The 4,989-nt window shown below is 63.9% G+C and carries 5 protein-coding genes and 2 pseudogenes; 3 read left to right on the top strand and 4 right to left on the bottom strand.

From position 1 onward, the window contains the following. The 3 genes and pseudogenes from MPJ51_RS04470 to MPJ51_RS04460 form a co-directional block, all read left to right on the top strand. Nucleotides 1–129: pseudogene (locus MPJ51_RS04470) on the top strand (peptide chain release factor 1); the annotation flags it as partial. After that, nucleotides 126–971, top strand: coding sequence for a peptide chain release factor N(5)-glutamine methyltransferase (gene prmC / locus MPJ51_RS04465; protein ID WP_298382364.1), 846 nt, complete (start codon nucleotides 126–128; stop codon nucleotides 969–971). The pseudogene MPJ51_RS04470 and the gene prmC, both read left to right, overlap by 4 nt. A gap of 240 nt (nucleotides 972–1,211) precedes the next feature. Then, a complete protein-coding gene (locus MPJ51_RS04460; protein ID WP_298382362.1) occupies nucleotides 1,212–1,784 on the top strand; it encodes a DUF4167 domain-containing protein in 573 nt (190 codons plus the stop codon). 108 nt (nucleotides 1,785–1,892) lie between these two features. Here MPJ51_RS04460 and MPJ51_RS04455 read toward each other — a convergent pair whose 3' ends face one another. From MPJ51_RS04455 to MPJ51_RS04440, 4 genes and pseudogenes are all read right to left on the bottom strand, one after another. After that, entirely contained in the window at nucleotides 1,893–2,450 is a 558-nt protein-coding gene (locus tag MPJ51_RS04455) for a YHS domain-containing (seleno)protein (protein ID WP_298382360.1), read from the bottom strand. Between the two features lie 161 nt (nucleotides 2,451–2,611). Further along, entirely contained in the window at nucleotides 2,612–3,448 is an 837-nt protein-coding gene (gene rsmA / locus MPJ51_RS04450; RefSeq protein WP_298382358.1) for a 16S rRNA (adenine(1518)-N(6)/adenine(1519)-N(6))-dimethyltransferase RsmA, read from the bottom strand. Nucleotides 3,449–3,529: 81 nt separating this feature from the next. Further along, nucleotides 3,530–4,495: a 4-hydroxythreonine-4-phosphate dehydrogenase PdxA gene (gene pdxA, locus MPJ51_RS04445; protein WP_298382355.1), complete on the bottom strand. Its 966-nt coding sequence runs from the start codon at nucleotides 4,493–4,495 to the stop codon at nucleotides 3,530–3,532. Beyond that, nucleotides 4,492–4,989, bottom strand: a pseudogene (locus MPJ51_RS04440) (peptidylprolyl isomerase); the annotation flags it as partial. The gene pdxA and the pseudogene MPJ51_RS04440, both read right to left, overlap by 4 nt.

The following is a 4,989-nucleotide window of genomic DNA, read 5'->3' as shown; positions in this document are numbered from 1 at the left end:
ATGACCGATCACCGCATCAACCTGACGCTTTATAAGCTGGATCAGGTGATGCAGGGCGATCTGGATGAGGTGATTGACGCGCTCACCGCCGATGATCAGGCCCGTCTGCTGGCCGAGATGGCCTCATGATCGCGGCACAGACAGCAGCGCAGGCCATGGTGGCCGCAACGGCCCGTCTGCGGGCGGCGGGGGTGGATGATCCAGCGCGGGACGCCCGCGTCCTGCTTGCCCATGCCGCGCGGATCGAGGCCAGCCGGGTGACCCTGATCGCGCCCGAGGAACTGTCGCCAGACATCGCTGAGCGGTATGATCAGTTGATCTCGCTACGCGCCATCCGGGTGCCGGTCTCGCATCTGCTGGGCGAGCGCGAATTCTATGGCCGCCGGTTCCGCGTCAGCCGCGACGTGCTGGACCCGCGCCCCGAGACCGAAGCGCTGATCGAGGCGGCGCTGAGCGAACCTTTTGACCATGTGCTGGATCTGGGCGTCGGCTCGGGTTGCATCCTGATCACTTTGCTGGCGGAGCGTGCCAGCGCCTCGGGCGTGGGCGTGGATCTGAGCGAGGCTGCGTGCCTGCAGGCCAGCGCCAATGCGGTGCAGCATCAGGTGCAGGGCAGGGCGGAGATTCTACAATCCGACTGGTTTGAGAACATTGATGGTCAATTTGACCTTATTGTTTCCAATCCACCCTATATCACCTTGTCAGAGATGGAGGAATTGTCCCCCGAAGTGCGGGAACACGAACCCCGGCTGGCCCTGACCGATGAGGGTGACGGGCTGGGGGCATACAGGCACATCGCCGCTGCCGTGCCGGATTTTCTGGTTCCGGGTGGGCGTTTACTGGTCGAGATCGGGTTGGGACAGGCGGCGGATGTGGCGGCGCTGTTTGATGCGGCGGGCCTGTCGGATATCCGCGTGATCCCTGATCTGGATGGCCGCGACCGGGTGATCGGCGCGAAAATGCCCGGATAATGCGCGCTTTTGCGGCTGAAAAACGCCGGTCCTGGTAAAAAAGCTGCGAAAATACATATAAACCCCTTGTCTGTCCGCGCTGGACATGCTTACTCAGGATTAGTCGGCGAGGTTGACGCTGTTTCAGCGCGCCCCTGACGCCAAGCCCAAAAAAGTCGACGACGCGTTACGGCACAAGCCTCTGAGCAGCGTAAGGTACGGGTTGATCGACAGCGAATGACAAGGCTGACGTAAAGTAAGATGAGATCTTCCAAATCCCGCTCGCGGGCCAAGAACAACCGCAATCGTCCTTCTGGCGGCAACGTCGTGAACCGGGTCTTTGACAGCTCGGGTCCCGAGGGCAAGGTGCGCGGCACGCCGCAGCAGATCATTGACAAATACAACCAGCTGGCGCGCGACGCGCAGCTGTCCAATGACCGCGTGGCCGCCGAGAACTTTCAGCAGCACGCCGAACATTACCTGCGTATGCTCAGCGAAGCGCAGCGCGAAATCGAAGCGCGCCGCGAAGAGCAGGAGCGGCAGAACCGCGAACGTCAGGCGGAACGCGACCGCGAACGCGCCGAGCGTCAGGAACGCGAAGCCGCCCGTCAGGCCGATCCGGCCGAGGCGCCGCAGCCTGATGTGATGGATTTCAGCGCGCCCGAGGCCACACCCGAAAGCGGGCTGGTCGAGACGCCCGAGAACAAGGGTGCCGAGGCCACGGAGAAAAAGGAAAAGCCCGCCCGCAAGCCGCGCGCGCCGCGCAAGCCCAAGGCCGCGCCGAAAGAGGATGCCTCGACTGGCAATGACGACGCGCCGGAAGCGGCAGAGTAAACCTCTCTGCAAACGGGTGTCCTGCCTGCCCTGAATTGAAAAACCGCCCGTTTCATCCGGGCGGTTTTGTTATTCTAGAGGTGTCGGGCCAGAGGTGCCGGGCAGCGATCAGCCTTCTTCGGGCAGGGTCTGGGGATGCGACAGGCCCAGTTCGGGCTTGATTGCATGCGGATAGAACTCGGTCGAGCCATCCAGCAATCCGCTATGGACCTGCGTCCAGTTGGCCTCGGCCAGGGGGATCAGCTCATCCTTTTTTGCCAGAAAGCGGTTTTTGACGTCTTCGTTCCAGACGACATACAGTTTGTCATTCTCGATGAACCAGCCGTTCACGAAATCAACCTCGGCGGCATAGCCATGCGCAACCGCCCAGGCACACCAGCCGTTGTTTTGCGGGGCGTAGGCTTCGGGGTTGGCCTGAAACTGCTCCAGATTTTCGGCGCTTGAGAACAGCCAGAGGCGATCGCGGAATTCGGTGCGATGGTCCATGCTGCCTTTGGCCGGTTGACCGTCGATGAAATAGGCAACCGGATCGAACCCGTCCATCGCAATCCCGCGGCTGGTGGCGTTGACGACCTGATGGGTCGGCGCAGTCGAGTCAGCGAAGGTGGTTTCCGCGGTCACAGTAACCGCAAGTGCGCAGAGCGCGCCAAAGACGAAGTTCTTCATCACGGATTTCCCTATTGTATATGAGTCTTATGTCTGACGCGTTCAATCTATCGACCGATCCCACATTCGGGGGTCACGCTTGATCGCGCATTTTCACAAAGGTGTGATGATCTGGATGCCCGGGAGCACCCGCCTTCTGAGCCGATCGTTGGCCGCGGATGTCAGGTGATCAGGCGGGCCAGCGCGCAGAAGGCTTCCAGCGGCACCTGTTCGGCGCGCTCGGTGGGTTTGATCCCGGCGGCGATCAGGCGGTCTTCGATATCCGGAGCCACGCCTTTCAGTGAGGCGCGCAGCATCTTGCGGCGCTGGTTGAAGGCGGCAGCGACAACGCGCGACAGGGTGGCGGCGTCTGCCGGGTAGCGGGGTTCCGGCAGGGCGGTCAGGTGGACCACGGCGCTTGAGACTTTGGGCGGTGGGGTGAAGGCACCGGGAGGCAGCGACATGGCGATGCGGGCGTCAGACCGCCATTGGGCGAGGATGGCGAGGCGGCCATAGGCTTTGCTGCCGGGTTGGGCGACGATGCGTTCAGCCACCTCGCGCTGGAACATCAGGGTCAGGCTTTGCCAGAAGGGGGGCCATTCCGGCGGGGTGAGCCAGCGGACCAGAAGCTCGGTCCCGACATTGTAGGGCAGGTTGGCGGCGATGCGGATCGGCGGGGTCAGGTGCGCCAGCGGGTCGATTTCGAGCGCGTCGCCATTGATGACCTCAAGCCTGCCGGGATAGGCGGCGGCGATCTCATTCAGGGCGGCGATGCAGCGGGTGTCTTTTTCGACGGCCACAACCTTGCGGGCACCCTCAGAGAGCAGGCCACGAGTCAGGCCGCCGGGGCCAGGGCCGATTTCGAGGACATCGCATTGGGTCAGATCCCCGGCCTGACGGGCGATCTTGGCGGTCAGGTTCAGGTCCAGCAGAAAGTTCTGGCCCAGCGATTTGCGGGCCGAGAGCTGGTGGGTGGCGATAACCTCGCGCAGCGGGGGAAGGGTGTCGATGGCGCTCATGATCTTACCGTGGCGTGGGGCGCGGGCAGAGCGCCAGAGATTTTTTGCCTCCGGCGGGGATATTTTTGGCCAGACGAAGCATTAGCGGGATTGGGCCATGGTTTGGGCGAGTTTCAGGGCCTCGATCAGGCTGGTCGGGGTGGCGATGTTTTGGCCAGCGATGTCCAGCGCGGTGCCGTGATCGGGCGAAGTGCGGATGAAGGGCAGGCCCAGCGTCACGTTCACGCCCCGGTCGAAATCCAGCGTCTTGATCGGGATCAGTGCCTGATCGTGGTACATGGCGATTGCCGCATCGTAACGGGCGCGGGCGGCGGCGTGGAACATGGTGTCGGCCGGGTGCGGGCCGGTGACGGTGTAGCCTTCGGGGTTGAGATCGGCCAGCAGGGGGGCGATCCAGTCCAGTTCCTCGGTGCCCATTTTGCCGCCTTCGCCTGCGTGGGGGTTGAGGCCTGCGATGGCGATGCGGGGGTGTGCGATGCCGAATTGCGTGCGCAGCCCGTGGGCGGTGATGGCGATGGTGTCGCGCAGCAGGTCTGGGGTCAGGGCTGTTGGCACCTCGGACAGGGGGATATGGATGGTGGCGGGGACCACGCGCAGTTGATCGCTGGCCAGCATCATCACCACCCGGTCGCGCCCGGCCAGAGCGGCCAGAAATTCGGTATGGCCGGGATAGGCAAAATCCGCGCCGTCGATTAGTGCCTTTTTGTTGATCGGCGCGGTGCAAAGGGCGGAGGCGGCGCCGGACTGGACCAGCCGGACACCCTGTTCGATGGCGGCGATGACGGCTGGGGCGTTTGCCGGGGCAGGCTGGCCGGAGACGTTCGGCGCGGGGAAGTCCCGATGCAGGACGGGCAGGGCGGTGGCGCTGGCCGAATGCGCCTGCGACAGGTCGGTCAATCTGGCCACCGGTGTGCCCTGTGGCAGATGTGTGGCGTCGCCCAGATAGACGAAAGGGCAGCTGTCGCGCAGCGCGTCCCAGGCCTTGGCGGCGATCTCGGGGCCTATCCCGGCCGGGTCGCCGCAGCTGAGCGCGATGGGGGCGATCATTGCTGGATGATAATGGCGTCGGCGCGCAGTTGTTCCAGCAGGCTGTCGGCCAGCGCTTGCAGGCGTTGCTGGGTCAGGGCGTTGGCCACATCAACGCGCGAGGTTTCCTCACCCAGATCGCGGGTGCGGTTGCACATCATCAGGAACATCAGGGTCTGCCCGTTGTTGCGGGTCAGTGTCGTTGACACCTCGTTCGGGTCCAGCTTGGCCAGTTCCAGTGCCACATCGCGGGGTATCTCGGATGGCGCGGCAGAGACGCGGTCCAGCGCCTCGGGCGGTTGGTCCTGAGCCACACCGTAAAGGTCGTCGCAGGTGTCGATCTCTTCCTGCAGCTGCGCCGCGCGCGCCAGTGTTTCCGCGCTGCGCCCTCCGGGCAGGTAATAGATCGCGTAATCGATCTTGGAATAGCGCGGCGCACCGCCCGAGACCTCGCGCAGGCCGCGCATCTGGAACAGGGCCACCGCGTTGGGCAGGTTCAGGGGATCGGTGATCTC

The sequence above is a fragment of the Ruegeria sp. genome (genome assembly GCF_028066395.1).
Lineage (GTDB): Bacteria > Pseudomonadota > Alphaproteobacteria > Rhodobacterales > Rhodobacteraceae > Ruegeria.
Note: the sequence above shows the minus strand (reverse complement) of the source record. Positions and strands in the feature narration are given on the sequence as shown.

Coding starts and splice junctions, on each gene's coding strand:
- prmC (WP_298382364.1), top strand. CDS start 126: ATGATCGCGGCACAGACAGCAGCGCAGGCCATGGTGGCCGCAACGGCC.
- MPJ51_RS04460 (WP_298382362.1), top strand. CDS start 1,212: ATGAGATCTTCCAAATCCCGCTCGCGGGCCAAGAACAACCGCAATCGT.
- MPJ51_RS04455 (WP_298382360.1), bottom strand. CDS start 2,450: ATGAAGAACTTCGTCTTTGGCGCGCTCTGCGCACTTGCGGTTACTGTG.
- rsmA (WP_298382358.1), bottom strand. CDS start 3,448: ATGAGCGCCATCGACACCCTTCCCCCGCTGCGCGAGGTTATCGCCACC.
- pdxA (WP_298382355.1), bottom strand. CDS start 4,495: ATGATCGCCCCCATCGCGCTCAGCTGCGGCGACCCGGCCGGGATAGGC.